Genomic DNA, 17,538 nt, shown 5'->3' on the forward strand with positions numbered 1-17,538 from the left:
CAGCGCCCGGGCGGATCGGACTGACAGCGTGGCGCGCCGGCGCCCGTCTACTTCGCGACCAGCGTGACGGTGGTCGTGCCGACCAGACGGACGCGCCGGTACGACACTTCGACGGCTTCCCCGGGCTCGAAACTGCTCAGCACGCGGACGAGTTCGGCGAGGTCGCGGGTCGGCCGCCCCCCCACCGCCGTGATGACGTCGCCCGGGCGCAGGTCGACCTTGGGATCGGCCTTTCGTCGGCGCACGGAGCGGACGACCGGCCCGTCGCCGCTGCCGTTCTCGACCTCGACGCCCAGGCTGGCCTTACCGGGCGCGATCTCTTCGGCGACCTCGGGAAGCGCGCGGACCCAGGCGCGAAAGTCGGCGTTGATCTGCTCGATGGGCATGTCGAGGGCGACCTCGAGCGACTTCACGCCGCTGGGGTCGTCGCGGTAGTTCGTCGTGTAGTGGGTGTACCACGCGCCCAGGCGCTCGCGCTGGGCGAGGTACAGGAAGACGCCGCGGGCGATGGCGTAGTGCGCCAGCGGGCGCGACGACGTGAACTTGAGTTGGCTGAGTCGGGCGAGGTCCTCGATGGGCATGAGCGTGCCGATGCGCTCGATGCGTCGGAGGGTGTTGGTGCGCCAGGAGGGCACGGGCCGGACCGAACCGTCGGGCGCGAGGTCGTAGTCCTCGGCGAGGCTGCACAGGCCCTCCATGATCCAGATGGGATGGGCCTGGCCGCGCCGAGTCATCGCGCGCCAGTGCAGCACGTGCAGGAACTCGTGGCGGAGCGTGGCCCCCAGGTCCATGGCGACCAGCCGCTTGGAGTCGTGCTCGTACGAGCCGGCGATCATGCTCGTGCCGCGGACGGCGGTGCGCCCGTACACCGACGTGGTCCAGGCGTCGAAGTCCTTCTGTGTGGGGAGCACGACGATGACCCACGCGTCGTTGGCGGCGTCGGGGTCCGAGAGCACGCCCGGCATCGCGGTCGTCTCGCACCAGTCGGCGAGGCGCGCGAGTTCGTCGCTCACCTTCGCGTCCGACTCGCCGTTGTACGCGGAGAGGTACACCAGGCGCAGGCGGTCGTCGCGCCACTCGCGGTACGTGCCGGTGAGCAGCGACTTCTGGTGCGCGAGGTTCGCCTCGAGGGCCGCGGCCTGGATCGCCGGCCAGTTGTCGACGATCCGCGTGAACCCGGGCAGCTCGCGCACGCGCGCGAGGTGCGTGTCGCGGCGCAGGTGCGCGATGTCGGAGAAGCCCAGCTCGATGGCGCGCTCGAGGAACTCCAGCCCGCCGGGCGCGTCGCCCTGCAGCGAGCGGCAGCACGCCAGGTTGTAGTGGATCACGAAGTTGCGGGGCTGGATGGCGAGTTGCCGGCGCAAGAAGCCCTCGGCCGCGGCGTAGTCGGCGCGGTTGAACGCCTCGAGCGCCCGACGGAAATAGTCGTTCGCGAGGGCCTGCCGGTCGGGGTCGCGGGCCTCGGGCTGCGCGAGCGCCCGCGCGGCGTGCGGGGCCGCGAGCGCGAGCATCGCCGCGAGAACGAGACGGACGAAGATGGAGCGCTGTGGCTGCACGGGTGCTGTTCTCGGACGCCGGGGCGGCGCACGCCCTCTTCAGACGCCCGAGGGTGGGCGCCGGTTCTCGAAGAGCATCGTCAACGCGGCGGGGTACGCCTCGCACTCTTCCGCGAACACGCGGGCGGCGAGCGTGTCGGGCGTGTCGTCCGCCAGCACCGGGCACCGGCGCTGCACGATGATCTCGCCCCGGTCGTACTCGTCGTCGCACAGGTGAACGGTGCAGCCGGATTCGGTGTCGCCGGCGGCGAGGACGGCCTCGTGCACCCGGCGCCCGTACATACCCGGGCCGCCGTGGCGCGGCAGGAGCGCGGGGTGGATGTTCACCACGCGTCCCTCGAAGCCGCGCGGGATGTGGAGTTTCTTGAGGTACCCCGCGAGCACGAGGTAGTCCGGGCGGTAGGGCGCGAGGATCGAGGCGAGACGGTCGGCGGGGATCTCGCCGGGGTGCACCTCGGAGGGGACGCCCCGTTCAGACGCTTTCGCCAGCGCGCCGCAGTGCGACGACGCGACGAGCACGACGATCTCTGCGCGGAGCGCGCCCGCGCGGATCCGATCGTGCAGGTTCCCGAACGTCCGCCCGCCCCCGGAAGCAAAGACGGCCAGGCGCGGCGGGGCGTTGGTCGGGGTGGGCGTTGCGTCGGGCATGGCGAACGGTCAGACGGTCGGGGGATCGCGGAACGGGATGGGCTTGCCCGCGGCGTCGACCGAGACCATGACCATCGTCGCCTTGGTGACGCTCACGCACTCGCCGGAGGTGAATCGCTCCGCCTCGACCTCGACCTCGACGGTCACGCTCTTGGTGCCGGTCTTGGAGGTCGTGGTGTAGAAGTTGACGACATCGCCGACATGAACGGGAGACTTGAACTCGACGCGATCAAGGGCCGCGGTGACCCAGCGGTGCTGCCCGTGCCGGCGCGCCTCGACGAATCCGGCCTGGTCGAGGTAGGACAGGATGACCCCGCCGAAGACGGTCCCGTAGTGGTTGGTGTCGCGGGGAAGCGTCGCGACGCGCAGGGCAAGCGAACGGCTGCCGGTGGTGGGCGGGGGCATGGCGGAGGGTAGCGGGCACGACGCGGGGCGCTACCCTGTCTGTTCACCACACGAGGGACGCTCAGATGGAACAGACGCACGCGGAGTCGGGCGCAGCGACGGGCGGGGGCGGCTGCTGCGGCGGGAGCGCCAAGAGCCCGGGCAAAGAAAGCGAAGGCTGCTGCGGCGGGTCGGGCAAGCAGGGCGGCGGGTGCTGCAAGACGGCCCGCGAGCCCCTGACGTCCATGACCGTCGAGCAGTTGAAAGTGATCGAGACCGACCGGCTCATCATGCGGTTCCGGCGCGGCATCGAGAGCGTGGACCGGCGCGTCTTCGAACTTTCCGAGCGCCAGATCGACCAGGCCTTCCTGCCCGACGCGGGCGTGGGGCGCTGGCCCGTGCGCGTGCTGCTCGGGCACATCGCCGACGCCGACCTGGCGGCGATCCACCGGATGCGCCGGGCCGTCGCGGAGGACAGCCCGCTCTTTACCGAGTGGGACGAGAACGCGTTCATCGACGCGAACATGTACGGGAACGTGCACGAGGGGTACGCGGAGACGCCCGAGGGCGACCACGCGCGCGTCATGCAGGCCCTCGGGGGCCCGCTCGCGACGATCCACACGCTGCGCCAGTGGACGAGCCAGTGGCTGCTGTCGCTCGAGCCCGCCGCGCTGGAGCGCCGGGGCATGCACCCCACGCTGGGGCCCCTGAGCGTCCGCGACCTCGTGGCGATGTACACCTGGCACCTGGAGCACCACTGCGGGTTCCTGGTCCGGAAACTGGATCTCATGCTGGGGCGGGCGCCGGCGGAATCGACGCCGGGGGCTTCCGCCTGCGGGTGTGCGCGGTAGACTGGTTCCAGCGGGCCTGTGGGGTTCTGGAGTCGCGGGCCATGACGACGCGGACGGATCAGGGGCGGGCGTTCACGCTCATCGAGCTGCTGGTTGTCATTGCGATCATCGCGGTGCTGATCGGCATCCTGGTGCCGACGCTGGCCTCGGTGCGGGCGGGGGGGCGTCTGGTGGTCTGCTCGTCGAACCTGCGTCAGCAGGGCGTGTTCATGCTGACCTACGCCCAGGAGTCGCGCGAACGGCTGCCCCCCAAGCTGCACATCCTGAATGAGCGCCTGGACGACGGCTCGACCGAGTCCAACGCGTGGCTCATCAACGCGTTCCTGGCGCGCTGGCAGGGCGTGCGGTTCGTGCCGGGAGCCGACGGCTGGGGCGTCCCGTCCGGGGTCTGGCGCTGCTCGGAGATCGGCCCCACCCGCGAGCGCGAGCGCTACACCCACAACGGCATTCTGCACCATGCGCCCAACGGGTGGCTGTTCAGCACGGTCGTCGAGGACCGGGTGAACGCGTCGGTGTTCGTCTCGAACCAGGCGCACGCCGGGTGGGACGGGCGGTACGCCGGCAGCGAGTGGCGCCGCATCGACCACCTGCAGCGCTCGCAGCAGACGATCGCGATGCTGGACAACGTCTCGGCCTGGGTCCCCGGGCACGGGCACTTCGACGCCCTGGAGTTCGTCGAGTCGGGGTGCCAGATCACCCGCACCGACAACGCCTGCGGCGACCGCAAGTCCGGCTCGCACGACCGCATGGCGGTCCGCCCCGCGCTCTTCGCCGACGGGCGCGCGGCGCCCGTGCCCTCCACCGACGAGTACTGGTTCGACGGGCAGGCGTCGTACTCGCTCGACGGCGGGCCCGGGATCATGCTCTGGCGCCGCGAGGCCGAGCACCTCGCGTGGTACGTGGCGCCCCGCGACGCGGGCGAGGGCGGCGGCGAGTGAACGGGGAGTACGCCGGCTGATGGACGGGGTGTTCGACCAGCGGCGGTACCTCATCCCGTTCCGATCGGGGCTGCTGCCCCAGATCTTCACGGACACGCTGATCATCGGCGGGGGCGTGGCCGGGCTGCGCGCGGCGCTGGCCGCGGGCGCGCACGGCGAGGTCATCGTGCTCCTCAAGGGTGACGCGCGGGGCACGAACACCGCGTGGGCGGCCGGGGGCGTCGCGGGCGTGCTGAGCGACACCGACACGCCCGAGTCGCACGTGCACGACACGCTGGTCGCCGGCGCGGGCGGGTGCGACGACGCGGCGGTGCGCCTGCTCGTCGAGCGGGGCCCTCGCCGCCTGCAGGAACTGATCGACTGGGGCATGAAGGTCGATCGCGGCGCCGAGGGCGAGCTCTCGCTGGGTCGCGAGGGCGGGCACGCGCACGCGCGGATCCTGCACGCCGGGGGCGACGAGACCGGGCGCGAGCTGCAGCGGGTGCTGCTGGAGCGGACGCGCGAGGCGAGCTCGGTGCGGGTGTTCGAGCGGTGCTTCGCCCTGGACCTCATCACCCCCAGCACCGAGGTGGGTTCGCCGGTGATGGGGGCGATCACGCACCACCCCAAGTTCGGGCTGCAGGTGATCTGGGCGCGCTCGACGATCCTGGGCTCGGGCGGGGCGGGCATGGTCTATCGCGAGACGACGAACCCCCCGGGCGCGACGGCCGACGGGCTGGCGATGGCCTATCGCGCGGGCGCGACGCTCGCGGACATGGCGTACGTGCAGTTCCACCCGACGACGCTGTACCTGCCCGGGGCAAGCCGCTCGCTGATCACCGAGGCGGTGCGCGGCGCGGGGGCGCACCTGCTCGACGCGTCGGGGCGTCGGTTCATGGTCGACGTGCACCCGCTGGCCGAGCTCGCGCCGCGCGACATCGTGGCGCGGGAGATCGTCCGCACCATCCACCGCCAGGGCACCAGCCACGTGCGCCTCGACTGCCGGCACGTGCCGGACTTTCCCCGCCAGTTCCCGGGCATCGCCGCCCTGCTCCGCAAGTTCTCGCTCGACGCGACGCGCGACCTCATCCCCGTGCACCCGGCGGCCCACTACATGATCGGGGGCGTGCGCACCGACCTCGAAGGGCGCACCGACGTGCCCGGGCTCTTCGCGATCGGCGAGGCGGCGAGCACGGGCGTGCACGGCGCCAACCGCCTCGCGAGCAACTCGCTGCTCGAGGGGCTCGTGTTCGGCGAGATCGCGGGGCGTCTGGCGGGCGAGGCCGGGCGCCTGTCGCCGTCGAACGGGCGGGCGCCGGTGCCCATCGTGTCGGACATCCGCCCCAGCGATCTGGGCGAGCTCGACCTGTCCGACGTGCGCTCGAGCCTGCGCTCGGCGATGTGGAAGAACGTGGGGATCGAGCGCTCCGGGCAGCGCCTGGCGAGCGTCGTCGAGATGATCGACTTCTGGGCGCGGTACACCCTCGACAAGATCTTCGACGACCCCGAGGGCTGGGAGACGCAGAACATGCTGCTGGCCGGCGCGGTGATCGCCCGGGCCGCCGCGTGGCGCAAGGAAAGCCGCGGGTGCCACTGGCGGGCCGATTGCCCGGAACCGAACGCCGCGTTGCGCGTCCACGATCTGTGGCGCCGCGGGCGATCGAGCGTCGAGACCGCGCCGGTCGCGTCGCGGGCACAGGAGACGCCGGCATGACCTTCGCGCCCGGCCAGCATCGAACGCGCCGGCGCGCGCTGCTCGCCCGCCTGGGCCTGCCCGGACTCGTGCTGCTCGCGGGCGGGTGCGTCGAGACGCGCGTCATCCGCTACGAGCCGTTCCTGGGCGGGCTTCCCGGGGCGCAGAGCAACACGCCCGTGCGGCGTGATTTCGGCGACTACGTCGACCCCGCCGCCATCCCGGTGGAGCAACTGGAGCGCGAGGTCGAGCCCGGCAAGAAGGTGCTCGTGGCGCGCAGCGCCCGCCACCTCATGATCCACATCCACAACACGCTGGACCGGGGCGAGAAGGAACTCTTCGTCGAGCAGGTGCTCTCGGGCGCCACCCGCGCGGAGTGCGCCGAGCGGGGCGTCGACCCCGGCGACGCGTTCGACTACCTGCTCACGCGACGCGACGACATCGCCAGCCTGTTCAACCTCATGCCCGACGGCGAACGCACGCCCGGGCTGTACCTGCGTCCCATCGGCGGCTCGGCCTACCGCCTGCAGATCAAGGGCGTGGGCGCGACCGACCTCTACTGGACCGGCTTCGACATGGTGATGGAAAAGGGCAACTACCGCCTGCGCTGGTTCGTGCGGTAGGAACCAGCGTCGTGCGGTAGGGGCCACCTTCGTGCGGTAGGGCCCAGCTTCGTGCGAGAGGGACCGGGATCTCGCGTCCGAGCGCGCGAGTTTCGGCCGCCCCGCTACTGCGGGCGCGGGCGCCCGCCCGCGACGAGCGTCGCCTTGGTCGTCTGCTCCGCGCCCTCGCGCACGAACACGATCTCGACCACGTCGCCCGGGTTGTTCTTCGCCATCAGGCCCATCCACTGCTCGATGGTCGTGACCTTCTCGCCGTTCCAACGGGTGATGCGGTCGCCGGCCTTGAGCCCGGCCTTGGCGGCCGGGGTGTCCGGCCCGGTCGTGTCGCCCACGAGCACGCCGTCCTCGCCCGCGTAGTCGCCCGGCATGATCCCGAACCGCACGCGCAGGCCCGTGCGCGGCGCGGGCGGGGGCTCGTCCGCGTCGGCGGCCCGCTCACGCCCCGAGTCGAACTCGAACTTCTCCGGGCGTTGGGCCGCGTCGAGCGCGACGCGCGACACCAGGTCCGCGATCTGCACCGCGCCCTCGACATTCACCAGCTCCGCGACATCGGCGGGCGTGTGATACTCGCGGTGCAGGCCCGTGAAGAAGAACAGGTTGGGCACGTCCTTCAGGTGGAACGCGAAGTGGTCGGAGTTCGACGCGCCCATGCGGATGGGCTTGACCTCCAGCCCCGACGAATCCCAGTACGGCTGGAGCCACTCCTGCAGCCCCACGCCCGTGCCCACGCCCCCGACCTCGACGCGGCGCTCCCGCAGGCGGCCGATCATGTCCATGTTCAGCATGAGCGAGACCTTGCGCAGGTCCATGATCGGGTTGTCGGCGAAGTGGCGGGCGCCCTCCAGGCCCGACTCCTCCGCGCTGAACCACAGGAACAGGATCGAGCGGGCGTCGCCCTCGCCCTGCGCGTACGCGTCGGTGAGGCGGGCCGCCGCGAGCAGGTTGCCCGTGGTGCCCGAGGCGTTGTCGTCGGCCCCCGGGTGGATCTTGCCGTTGTTCTCGGGGCGCGCGCCCACCTGCCCGTACCCCACATGGTCGTAGTGCGAGCCGATGATGATCCACTCGTCGGCGAGCGCGCCGCGACCGGGGAGGATCGCCCCGACGTTGTCCGTGCGCGTCGACGCGCGCTCGACCTTCACGTCCAGCGTCACCGGCGCCTTGGGCAGGTCGATCACGCCCCCGTCCGCGTCGGCCAGCGCCCGCAGGTCTGCGAGCGAACGCCCCTGCGCGTCGGCCGCCTTCACCAGCGCGTCCGCCGCGTCCTGCGTCATCATCACCACCGGCACCCGCAGCGGCCTCGTCCCCAGTTCCAGCCCCGCCACCTCGCCCACGCGCGGGTCCTGCGCGCCGGGCGGGTTCACCAGGATGATCGCCGTCGCGCCGGCCTCGGCGGCGGCCCGCAGCTTGGGATCCAGCGCCGCGCTCACCGTCCAGCCCGTCTCCGCCCACTTGCTCCGCCCCTCCGCGGTCATCGGCTCGAACCGCAGCACGATCGCGACCTTGCCCTCCAGCATCTTGCCGCGGGGGTACGACGTGTAGTCGTCCTCGCCCTCTTCGATCGAGTACCCCGCGAACGCGAGCGGCCCGGTCACCGCCCCGTCGCCCGAGTAGCCCAGGATCTTGAAGTCCGTCCCGTGCGTGAGCGACACCCGCGCGTCGCCTTCGCCATACTCAAACGCCTTGCGCGGGAGCTTGGCACGCCCCACGGGCGCGCGGGCCCCGCGCGGGTCGAACGCCTGGCGATACGTGGTGCGCGGCGAGCCCGGCTCGGCGCCCTCGGCCGGGAACGCCGGCTCGAGCCCCAGGCGGCGCAGTTCCAGTTCGAGGTACGACGCCGCGACCCGGTTGCCCAACGTCCCGGGTGCGCGGCCCTCGAAGAGCGGGTCGGCGAGCGTGAAGAGGTGCTGGCGATAGACCTCGGCCTCACGCCGCAGGACGCCCTCGTCGGTCGGGGCGAGGTGCTGGTCGAGGAGGAGCGACTGCCCGCTCGCCCCCGCCGCGAGGCAGAGGGCGCCGAGCACACCGAGGAGACGCTGACGCATGGGAAGAGCCTTTCGCGAACCGCCGGTGGCTCGTGTCGCACGAGCCTTCCCGGGGACAAGGGGAGTGTACCGGCGGGGCGAGATCGCCGGAACGAGCGCGGTCGGGCGGCGAGGGGTGAATCGCCGGGGCCACGAGCCCCGAACCTACAGTCGGCGGTCGCGGGCGGGCGTTCGATCCCGCGACGCCCCGCCGCCTCTCGAGCACACAGATGACCACCATGACACGATCCGTCGATCGCCACGACGTGGCGCCGTCGTCCGACGCCGCCAGTCTCTCGAACCTGCTCCCCCCCGCCGACGGATTCTGGCACCGGCACATCGGGCCCAGCGAGGCGGAGATCGCCGAAATGCTCGGCACCGTCGGCGCGCCCGACCTGAACGCGTTCGCCGCGTCCGTGGTCCCCGCCTCCATCCGCCTGCCCCGACCTCTGAACCTCGAAGGTCTGCCCGCCCGCGGCCTCGGCGAACGCGCGGCCCTGGAGCGCCTCGAGTCCTTCGCCGGCAAGAACATCGTCGCCAAGTCGTACCTCGGCATGGGCTACGCGGGCACGTTTACGCCCCCGGTCATCCTCCGCAACGTGCTGGAGAACCCCGGCTGGTACACGCAGTACACCCCCTACCAGGCCGAGATCGCCCAGGGTCGCCTCGAGGCCCTGCTGAACTTCCAGACCATGGTGAGCGACCTCACCGGCCTCCCCCTCGCCGGGGCGAGCCTTTTGGACGAAGCCACCGCCGCGGCCGAGGCCATGGCGATGTGCCTCTCGATCGCCGAGCACCAGAAGACCCGCTTCTTCGCCAGCGCCGACTGCCACCCGCAGACGCTGGGCGTCGTCCGCACCCGCGCCGAGGCCCTGGGCATCACGCTCGACGTGGGTGATCCCGCGTCCCTGCGCGTCACGCCCGACCTCTGCGGCGTGCTGCTGCAATACCCCACCACCGACGGGCGCATCGAGGACTATCGCGCCACGATCGAGAAGGCCCACGCGGGCGGCGCGCTCGTCGTCATGGCGACCGACCTGCTGGCCCTCACGCTGCTCACCCCGCCGGGCGAACTCGGGGCGGACGTCGCCGTGGGCAGCGCGCAGCGCTTCGGCGTGCCGATGGGCTTCGGTGGGCCGCACGCGGCGTTCATCGCGACGCGCGAGCAGTACGTCCGCAAGCTGCCCGGGCGGATCATCGGGGTGAGCAAGGACGCCCAGGGCCGCCCGGCCCTGCGCATGGCGATCCAGACGCGCGAGCAGCACATCCGGCGCGAGAAGGCCACCAGCAACATCTGCACCGCCCAGGCCCTGCTCGCGATCATCGCCGGGCTGTACGCCTGCTACCACGGGCCCGACGGGCTCACCGCGATCGCCCGGCGTGTCCGCGGGCTGACGTCGCTCCTGGCGCGCGGGCTCGTCGCGCTCAAGCACGACGTCCGCCCGGGCGCGTGCTTCGACACGCTGCGCGTGACGCCCGCCTCGGGCGCGAGCGCCGTCCTGCACCTCGCGCGGGCCCGGCGCATCAACCTCCGTGATTTCGGCGACGGCTCGCTCGGCATCGCCCTCGACGAGACCACCACCCTCGACGACGTGCACGACCTGCTCGCGCTCTTCAACGCGGGCGAGCGCCCGACGTTCTTCAGCGGGCAGATGCTGACCCCCGACGACCTCGGCGTCGACCAGCGCTTCGCGCGCCGGTCGCCCTTCCTGCGGCACCCGGTCTTCACCACGCACCACAGCGAGCACGAGATGCTCCGCTACATCTTTACGCTCATGGGGCGCGACCTCAGCCTCGCGCACAGCATGATCCCGCTGGGCTCGTGCACCATGAAGCTCAACGCGACCAGCGAGATGATCCCCGTCACGTGGAAGACCATCGGCGGGCTGCACCCCTTCGCCCCGCGCGAGCAGTGGGCCGGCTACGAACGCATCTTCCGCGACCTCGAGTCCTGGCTCGCCGCCATCACCGGCTTCGCCGCCGTCTCGCTCCAGCCCAACAGCGGGGCCGCGGGCGAGTACACCGGCCTCATGGTCATCCGCGAGTACTTCAAGTCACGCGGCGAGTCGCACCGCACCGTCTGCCTCATCCCCGAGAGCGCCCACGGCACGAACCCCGCCAGCGCCGTCTGCGCGGGCTTCGAGGTCGTCGTCGTCAAGAACACGCCCGCCGGCGATGTCGACCTCGCCGACCTCACCGCCAAGGCCGAGGCCCACAAAGACCGCCTCGCCGCCCTCATGGTGACGTACCCCAGCACCTATGGCGTGTTCGAAGAACGCATCCGCGACTTCTGCCGCGTCGTCCACGAACGCGGCGGGCAGGTCTACATGGACGGCGCCAACATGAACGCCCAGGTCGGGCTCACCAGCCCGGGGCACATCGGCGCCGACGTCTGCCACCTCAACCTCCACAAGACCTTCTGCATCCCGCACGGCGGGGGCGGCCCGGGCATGGGCCCCATCGGCGTCGCCGCCCACCTCGCACCGTTCCTCCCCGGGCATCCCGTCAACTTCCCCGAAACCCTCCGCGCGCAAGGGGCGGGCGACAAGGCCATGGGGCCCGTCGCCGCGGCCCCGTACGGCTCGGCCAGCATCCTCGTCATCTCCTGGATGTACATCGCCATGATGGGCGCCGACGGCCTCACCCGCGCCTCCGAGGTCGCCATGCTCAGCGCCAACTACATGGCCCGGCGACTCGCGGCCCACTACCCGACCTTGTACACCGGCATGAACGGGCGCTGCGCCCACGAGTTCATCATCGACGTGCGCCCCTTCGACAAGTCCGCCGCCATCAAGCCCGACGACATCGCCAAGCGCCTCATGGACTTCGGCTTCCACGCCCCAACCATGTCCTGGCCCGTGCCCGGCACGCTCATGATCGAGCCCACCGAGAGCGAGCCCAAGCACGAGCTCGACCGGTTCGTCGACGCGATGATCGCGATCCGCGAGGAGATCCGCGCGATCGAGGAAGGCCGCAGCGACAAGGCCAACAACCCCCTCAAGCACGCCCCGCACACCGTGCACGTCGTGACCGGCGACGCGTGGGACCGCCCGTACCCGCGCGAGCAGGCGGCGTTCCCGCTCGCGTGGCTGCGTCAGCACAAGTTCTGGCCCAGCGTCGGACGCGTCGACAACCCCTACGGCGACCGCAACCTTGTCTGCGTCTGCCCGCCCCTGAGCGAGTATCAATAAGCGGCCCGCGCGCCGCGTTGCATGGCTGGTGCTCGTTGAAGTTCCGCTACGAGCCCCCAGCGCCAGCGAGGGGTCTGGTGTCTCGACGAGGGTCCTGGCGCCGACGGGACAGAGACCCTCGCTTGCGCGTCGGGCTCGTACCGCTACTTCTTGTCGTCCTTCTTGGGCGCGTCGGCGTTCGGGTCGGCCTTCGGGTCAGCCGGCTTCTTCTCGTCGCCGGGCTTCTGGCCGGCCGGCTTTTCGCCGGGCTTGGCCGCGGGCTTCTGCTCGCCCGGCTTCGCACCCGGCTGGGCCGCGGGCTTGCCGCCCGGTGCTGTCGAGCCGCCCGGGCCGCCGGGGTTGCTGGTGACGATCTCGCCCGAGCCGGTGACGGCCGTTACGGGCACGTTCGTGAATCCCGCGATCTTCGCGATCGAACTGTCGACGCCCAGGGTGACCCACCGCCGCCCCTTTACCTGCGCGACGCGCGTGGCCGTGGCGGGCCAGTACGGGTAGCCGTTGATCTGGCGGTGCACGTAATCGGGCGCGTTGACGATGAGGTTGCCCTGGAAGCCCCGCAGCGAAGCGCCGTCGCCGCCGTTGTCGACCCACTGCTCGGGCTCGACGAGGGTGGTGAGGAGGCTGATGAGGTCGTTGAGGCGGTCCTCGTAGGGGCGCTTGGTCGGGCCGTTGCCTTCGTTGTTCTCCTGGAAGGGCGACTGCCCGCCGCCGCCCTGCCCGGTGTTCTGCAGGACGGACTGGAGGTCGAAATCGGGAACCTCGTTCCAGTCGGGCAGTTCGAGGAGCAGGTCCTGCACGTTGTACAGCTCGACGCGCTTGTACTTGTTGAGGCGGTCCTTGGGCCCGATCTGGAGCGTGCCGGACTCGGACATCTGCCACGTGCTGCCGCCGGGCTGGTCGGCCGAGGCGCGCTCCAGCACCTTCTCGATGAGCGCGAGCGTGGTGGCGTTGCGCACCTTCAGCGTGATGAGCATTTCCTTGTCGAGGCCGACGCTGTTGCGGTCGTCCATCCAGAACACGTCGATGTCGGCCTGGGAGATCTCGGCGATGTACCGCATCACGTCTTCCAGGCGCGTGTCGGTGAACTCGATCTCCACCTGGCGCATCACCTTCACCAGCGTGTCGCGCTGGGGCGAGCCCGTGGACCGGACCCGCACGGGCGTGCCGCCCGCGGGCGCCGCGACCTGGGCCGCGGCGTGGGCGCCGAACATCCCGGCGGCGAGGACCAGACCCACGACCGAAACGCGATGCGTGACACGCTGCATGGCAAGCCTCCGCGGGACCCTCGGTTCCAGGAACGCCGTTCGAACCGAGCCACCCGCCCGACGCAGATGATATCGGCTCCGAACCCGACCCCCTCTTGGACGCGTTCCCCGCCGGTGTGGTTCCCGCGCCCGCGCCCACGCGCGCGTGCCATGCCGCACCGCGGGGGCGCCCGGAGGCCCCGCCCGGCGCGGAGGGCGCGAGCAAAATGGGCTCGTTGCGGGCCCCAAACCCGGTAGCATGTCGGGCAAGGAGCCTCCCATGACCTGCACGCTCAAGGCCTTCCGCGTCGGGAACACCCACGGCTGGGAGATCGAGCCCGCGGGCGGAAAACGCGACTGGATGGACCAGACCGTCGACAAGTTCGCGTACCGCTGCCTCCCGCTCGTCATGGCCAACCAGGCCGGCTGGATCGTCAAATCGCCCCTCGATTGCGTCGCGACCTGGAACGGCAAGCCCGACCCCACCAGCACCACCGTCCGCTTTCCGCAGGGCGAGGGCGACCTCAAGGGGCACATCACCGGGCACTTCGGGCACGGCGTGCTCACCTTCTCCCTCCCCTGGCTCTTCCGCACCAGCCCGGGCTACGGCCTGTGGGTCCGGGGCCCCTCCAACGCCCCCAAGGACAACATCGTCGCCCTCGACGGCATCGTCGAGACCGACTGGGCCCCGTACACCTTCACGATGAACTGGAAGATCATGCGCCGCAACGTCGACGTCTTCTTCCGCAAGGGCGAGCCCGTCTGCATGCTCGTGCCCTTCCCCCTCGCCCTCCTCGAGAGCGTCACCCCCGAGTTCCACGAACTCGACGAAGACCCCGTCCTCAAGCAGGATTTCTACTACTTCACCTCGCGCCGCAGCACGAACATCCGCCGCCTGCACAAAACTGGCGAGAACGAATGGGCTATGGACTACATGCGCGGCCACCGGCCCGACGGCACCCCCGTCTCCGACCACCGCAAGGCGTTCAAACTCAAAGAGTTCGCCCCCGCCCCACCCAGCGACGCCCGCCCCGAGCCCCTGCCCGAGGTCCGCCTGCCCCCCCCGGACTGACGCCCCGACTGAAGGCCCGACTGACGCACAGACTGATGCCTGGACTGACGCCCGGCGGCCCGCGACGGCACGCCGCCGCGACCCGACGCCGCCCGCCCCGACGAAACGCCCCCGCCGCAGTGGACACGTCGCCCCGGGAGGGCGATACTTCCACCCCGGGCTCCAAACGGCCCGGCACGCCACTTTAGCTCAGCGGTAGAGCGACGCTTTCGTAAAGCGTAGGTCCGGGGTTCAAATCCCCGAAGTGGCTTTTTCCGCCGCATTTCTCGGCGTTTTGGCGCACCCGAGCCCGCGCGGACCGCCCGGCCGGCGCTCGGCCTTCGCAGCGACCTTCGGCAGCGCACGCGTCCATCACACCACCCGGTTCGGCGGCTCGCGTCCTTCCAAGATCGCCCGCGCGTTCGCGCACGCCATCTCCGTCATGAGCGCCCGATACTTCGCCGCCCCGCTGCCCACGTGCGGCGTCAGCACGCAGTTATCGAGCCCGAGCAGATCCGGGTGCACCACGGGCTCGCGCTCGAAGACATCCAGCCCCGCGCCGTAGATGCGTCGGGCCTTCAAGTGGGCCGCCAGGGCGCTTTCGTCGACGATCGGCCCCCGGGCGGTGTTCAGCAGGATCGCGTCGGGCTTCATGAGCGCGAGCTTGTCCGCGTTGATCAGCCCGCGCGTTTCGGGCGTCAGCGGCGTGTGCAGGCTCACGACGTCGGCCTCGCGCAGGGCCTCCTCCAGCGTCACGCGCCGTGCCGCGAGCGGCGCGAGCTCGAAGTTCCAGTGGCGCGAGCGCGCGACGTACAGCACGCGCATGCCCCAGCCGATGGAGCGCAACGCCGTCGCGTAGCCGATCCGCCCCGCGCCGACGATCGCCAGCGTCCGACCCGTGAGGTGCACGCCCAGGAACTCGCTCGGCCCCAAGGGCCCGCGGGCGGCGTACTCGGGCGAGCGCGCAAACCGGTCGCCCTCCACCACCCGGCGCGCCACCGCCAGCAGTAGCGCCCAGGCGATGTCGGCGGTGCCCTCGGTCACGGCGTCGGGCGTGTTCGTGACGATCACGCCCTTGGCCTTGCACGCCGCCAGGTCGATGTTGTCGGTGCCCACCGCGAAGTTGCACACGCCCCGCAGGTTCGGTCCCGCGGCCTCGAGCACCTCGGCGTTCACCTTTTCCGACACCCACGTGATCAGCACGCTCGCGCCGCGCACGAACTCCAGCAGCTCCGGGCGCGTCAGCGCGCGTTCCTCGCTGTTCTGGCGGGACGCGCCCGGGCCGAGGTCGATCTCGCCGGGCAGACGCCGGCAGATCGCGACCAGCGGCGGCGCGAACGGGGCGGACGAGGTCGTTGGTCCGGAGGTCATGGCTCAGAGTAGGATCAGCCCGCGGCGGGTTGCCGCGCAGCTATCCACGGAGGCCGCATGGTGTGTGGTGTTCCTTCCCGCGTCCTGCACGGCGCGACGCTCGCGCTCCTGGTGCTTGTGACCACGCTGGCCCGGGGGGCCGATCCCACCGACTACCGCGTCGACCTGTCACGCGCGAACGCGCAGCTCGTCACCATCACCATGACCGTGCCCGCGTGGGACCGCCCGGAGATGGACGTGCACCTGCCGGTGTGGCGCCCGGGGCGGTACGGGCTGCTCGATCTCGCCGCGGGCGTGCGGACGCTGAACGCGACTGACGCCTCCGGCGCCGAGCTCCCCGTCGAGAAGTTCGAGAAGGCCTCGTGGCGCATCAGCGCCATCCCCGCGGGCGACGTCCGCGTCACGTACGAGATCTACGCGAACTCGCTGGGCGAACGCACCCGCCACGCCGACGCGACGCACGCGTACCTCAGCGGGTCGGCGGTGTTCCTCTACCTGCACGAGCGCCGCGCCGAGCCCGCCGCCGTCCGCATCGACCTGCCCGGCGGCTGGCGCATCGCCAGCGGGCTCGAGACGCGCGACGGCGCGCTCTGGGCCCCGAACTACGACGTGCTCGTCGACAGCCCCATCGAGGTCGGCCTGCACGAGCACGCCGCCCGCAGCGTGCGGGGCGTCGAGTTCGAGGTCGCCGTCTGGGGCGAGACCGCCTGGACCCAGCGCCCCAGCGGCATCAACATGGCCCGCCTGCTCGACGACATCGAGAAGATGGCCCACGAGCAGATCGAACTCTTCGGCTCGTTCCCCGCCTCGCGCTACGTGTTCTTCATCCATGTGGCGCCGGGCATCGGGGGCGGCACCGAACACCTTAACTCCACCGTCTGCCAGGCCCGCCCCGAGACCTTCGACGACGAGAAGACCTACACCCGCTTCCTGGGCCTGCTGCACCACGAGCTGTTCCACACGTGGAACGTCAAGGCCTTCCGCCCCGCCGACCTCGTGCCCTACGAGTACCAGCGCGAGGACTACACCCGCCACCTCTGGCTCGCCGAGGGCGTGACGTCGTACTACGACGGGCTGCTGCCCGTGCGCGCCGGGCAGGTGAAGCCCAAGGCCTACCTCGAACACCTCGGCACGACCCTGCGCGACGAAATGGAACGCCCGGGCGGCAAGGTCCAGAGCCTCGAAGACTCCAGCTTCGACGCCTGGATCAAGTTCTTCGGCCGCCCCAGCCCGGACCTTCCCAACAGCACCGTCTCGTTCTACTCGCGGGGCGAGGTCATCGCGCTCGCGCTCGACCTCGCCATCCGGCGCGCCACCAGCGATGCTCGCAGCCTCGACGACGTGATGCGCACGCTCTACGCCCGCTTCCCCGACGCCTCGCGCGGCTACACGGTGCAGGACGTGCTCGACGCGATGCGCGACGCCGCGGGCGCCGACATGACCGCGTTCTACGACGCGCACGTCCGCGGGCGCGAACTGCCGGACTACGCCCCGCTGCTCGCGCACGTCGGGCTCGAACTGCACCGCAAGCGTGCCGACACCGACCCCGCGCGCGTCGCGTACACCGGGCTGCGCCTGCGCGACGAAGGAGCCTTCGCGCTCGTGACCGGCGTCATGCAGGACGGGCCCGCGCACGCCGCCGGACTCATCGCCGACGATCTCGTCCTCGCGCTCGACGGGCGGCGTCTCAAGGCCGCAGACCTCGACACCCGCCTGCGATCGCTCGCCGAGGGCACGCCCGTGCGCCTCTCGATCATGCGGCGCGACCGGCTGATGGACATCGATTTCACCCCCGAATGGCGCGAGGGCGGCACGCTCGAAGTCCGCCCGATGAAAGACCGCACCGACGCGCAGCGCGCCGCGTACCAGGCGTGGCTGGGCATCGAGCCCGACGCGGAGCCCGCCGCACGCCCCAACGAGAACGCCGACGCCCCGGACGCCGAATCGCCCGCCGCCGGCTCGTAACCTCGTGTTCGAATCCGCGGGTT

General features: G+C 71.4%; 13 protein-coding genes and 1 tRNA gene. 8 read left to right on the forward strand and 6 right to left on the reverse strand.

Annotation, left to right across the window (positions count from 1 at the left end; all coding sequences use genetic code 11):
* Positions 1–47 precede the first annotated feature (47 nt).
* Genes SFY69_09405 through SFY69_09415 form a run of 3 tightly spaced genes read right to left on the reverse strand, consistent with a single transcriptional unit; the run spans position 48 to position 2,609 of the window.
* Entirely contained in the window at positions 48–1,556 is a 1,509-nt protein-coding gene (locus SFY69_09405; protein ID MDX2132257.1) for a PDZ domain-containing protein, read from the reverse strand.
* 39 nt (positions 1,557–1,595) lie between these two features.
* Positions 1,596–2,204 carry a phosphoribosylglycinamide formyltransferase gene (locus tag SFY69_09410; GenBank protein ID MDX2132258.1) on the reverse strand — a complete coding sequence of 203 codons (609 nt, stop codon included), beginning with the start codon at positions 2,202–2,204 and terminating at the stop codon, positions 1,596–1,598.
* Positions 2,205–2,213: 9 nt separating this feature from the next.
* Entirely contained in the window at positions 2,214–2,609 is a 396-nt protein-coding gene (locus tag SFY69_09415; GenBank protein MDX2132259.1) for a hotdog domain-containing protein, read from the reverse strand.
* A 65-nt stretch (positions 2,610–2,674) separates the two neighbouring features.
* Between SFY69_09415 and SFY69_09420 the strand changes: the two genes are divergently transcribed.
* Genes SFY69_09420 through SFY69_09435 form a run of 4 tightly spaced genes read left to right on the forward strand, consistent with a single transcriptional unit; the run spans position 2,675 to position 6,672 of the window.
* A complete protein-coding gene (locus SFY69_09420; GenBank protein MDX2132260.1) occupies positions 2,675–3,439 on the forward strand; it encodes a DinB family protein in 765 nt (254 codons plus the stop codon).
* Between the two features lie 41 nt (positions 3,440–3,480).
* Entirely contained in the window at positions 3,481–4,377 is an 897-nt protein-coding gene (locus SFY69_09425) for a type II secretion system protein (GenBank protein MDX2132261.1), read from the forward strand.
* Between the two features lie 19 nt (positions 4,378–4,396).
* Positions 4,397–6,070 (forward strand): L-aspartate oxidase, encoded by a 1,674-nt coding sequence (gene nadB / locus SFY69_09430; GenBank protein MDX2132262.1) that lies wholly within the window; start codon positions 4,397–4,399, stop codon positions 6,068–6,070.
* Positions 6,067–6,672 (forward strand): hypothetical protein, encoded by a 606-nt coding sequence (locus tag SFY69_09435; protein MDX2132263.1) that lies wholly within the window; start codon positions 6,067–6,069, stop codon positions 6,670–6,672. The genes nadB and SFY69_09435 overlap by 4 nt, the downstream gene beginning before the upstream one ends.
* A 104-nt stretch (positions 6,673–6,776) precedes the next feature.
* Here SFY69_09435 and SFY69_09440 read toward each other — a convergent pair whose 3' ends face one another.
* Positions 6,777–8,714 (reverse strand): M28 family peptidase, encoded by a 1,938-nt coding sequence (locus SFY69_09440; GenBank protein ID MDX2132264.1) that lies wholly within the window; start codon positions 8,712–8,714, stop codon positions 6,777–6,779.
* A 218-nt stretch (positions 8,715–8,932) separates the two neighbouring features.
* On the opposite strand from SFY69_09440, the gene gcvP reads away from it, so the two are divergent.
* On the forward strand, positions 8,933–11,884 hold the full coding sequence (gcvP, locus tag SFY69_09445) for an aminomethyl-transferring glycine dehydrogenase (GenBank protein ID MDX2132265.1): 2,952 nt from the start codon (positions 8,933–8,935) through the stop codon (positions 11,882–11,884).
* A 143-nt stretch (positions 11,885–12,027) separates the two neighbouring features.
* Here gcvP and SFY69_09450 read toward each other — a convergent pair whose 3' ends face one another.
* A complete protein-coding gene (locus SFY69_09450; GenBank protein MDX2132266.1) occupies positions 12,028–13,149 on the reverse strand; it encodes a hypothetical protein in 1,122 nt (373 codons plus the stop codon).
* 259 nt (positions 13,150–13,408) lie between these two features.
* Here SFY69_09450 and SFY69_09455 point away from each other — a divergent pair, with 259 nt between their 5' ends.
* Positions 13,409–14,200 carry a DUF6065 family protein gene (locus SFY69_09455; protein ID MDX2132267.1) on the forward strand — a complete coding sequence of 264 codons (792 nt, stop codon included), beginning with the start codon at positions 13,409–13,411 and terminating at the stop codon, positions 14,198–14,200.
* Positions 14,201–14,378: 178 nt separating this feature from the next.
* Positions 14,379–14,450 (forward strand) — tRNA-Thr (locus SFY69_09460).
* 101 nt (positions 14,451–14,551) lie between these two features.
* On the opposite strand, the gene SFY69_09465 is transcribed toward SFY69_09460, so the two are convergent.
* Positions 14,552–15,550 (reverse strand): D-glycerate dehydrogenase, encoded by a 999-nt coding sequence (locus SFY69_09465; GenBank protein MDX2132268.1) that lies wholly within the window; start codon positions 15,548–15,550, stop codon positions 14,552–14,554.
* Positions 15,551–15,607: 57 nt separating this feature from the next.
* Here SFY69_09465 and SFY69_09470 point away from each other — a divergent pair, with 57 nt between their 5' ends.
* A complete protein-coding gene (locus SFY69_09470; protein ID MDX2132269.1) occupies positions 15,608–17,515 on the forward strand; it encodes a PDZ domain-containing protein in 1,908 nt (635 codons plus the stop codon).
* Positions 17,516–17,538: the final 23 nt, after the last annotated feature.

This window comes from Planctomycetota bacterium, from assembly GCA_033763975.1.
Classification (GTDB): domain Bacteria; phylum Planctomycetota; class Phycisphaerae; order Phycisphaerales; family UBA1924; genus RI-211.